At 56.6% G+C, this 1361-nt stretch carries 1 protein-coding gene; it reads left to right on the top strand.

Features of this window, described 5'->3' with window-relative positions:
* On the top strand, nt 1-1361 hold a 1361-nt coding region (locus AC07YV_RS29835), incomplete at both ends, for an Ig-like domain-containing protein (protein WP_494990404.1).

Here is a 1361-nt window from a genome sequence, read left to right on the forward strand (position 1 = left end):
ACTGGAGCTTCACCCCGCAAGCCGCCCTGGCGGATGGCCTGCACAACCTCACTGCCATTGCCACCAATGCCGCGGGCAGCGCGAGCGAGCCAACTGCAATCTATCCAATCACGATCGATTCGGTGGTTACCAAGCCTCACATTGCAGGTGCGCGTGATACCGAGGACAATATCTTTAATAGTGGGGCGTTCATCGATGAACTCTCGCCTAGGCTCAGTATCACAGGCGAGTACCAAGATACCATAGTGATTTATGACAAAGGCATTGAGATCGCTCGTGGAACGATTGACCTGAAAATGTGGTGGGACAACGCGGGCGTCGCCTATATAACTCTCCCTCCTCTGACTGAAGGCTTTCATGATCTGACGGTCATAGCCATTGACGCCGTAGGTAACGTTAGTCAGCCGTCCTTTCCCTTTACATTCACTATTGTGACCGGGGTGCCTGCCGCGCCGGTCATCACCGAAGTCAAGGATGACGTCGGTTCAATCCAGGGCGGTCTGGGAAAAAATGCTGTTACCGATGACACTCGTCCGACCATCGAAGGTACTGCCGCAGCTCGCTCGACCATTTCGATCTACAGCAACGGCACCCTACTGGGCACCGTTGAGGCTGATGAGGCAGGTCACTGGAGCTTCACCTCGTCAACCGCCTTGGCAAATGGCCTGCATCAGCTGACTGCTATTTCAACAAACAAGGCGGGTACTAGCAGCGCATCGTCCGAGGCCTACTCGATCACAGTCGATACCGTGGTAAACAAGCCGACCATCGACTCGGTATTTGACGACCAGGGGGCGCAGCAACGTCAACTGATTGCCGGTGCCGTCACTGATGACGCCAATCCGGTCATCAGCGGCAAGGCCGAATCGGCCAGCACCGTGGTGATTTTCGACAAGGGTGTGGAGATCGGCCGGGTAACCGCCGATACATCTGGCAATTGGACGTTCATCCCTGGCGTTGTGCTGGCCGATGGTGTTCATGACCTGACAGTCAAGGCAATTGATCTGGCCGGCAACACCAGCACAGTTTCCAGCACGTTCAGTTTCAGCGTTGATACATCCACCGCTATGGTGTCCATCACTTCCGTGATGGATGACGTCGGTTCAATCACCGGTGCGATCAGCAAAGGTGGCTTCACCGACGACAACAAACCAACCCTCTCTGGCAAGGCCACCGCTGGCGGAATCGTCAAGGTCTACGACGGTGTCACGCTGCTGGGCCAGACCACTGCCGATACCTCGGGCAACTGGAGCTTCTCTCCGGCAACCGCACTGAGCAATGGCCTGCACAACCTCAAAGCCACGGTCACTACCGCGGCGGCAGGTGAGAGCGCGCCAACGGCAGTGTTCGATCTGACGGTG

This window comes from Pseudomonas sp. GW456-E7, assembly GCF_059424105.1.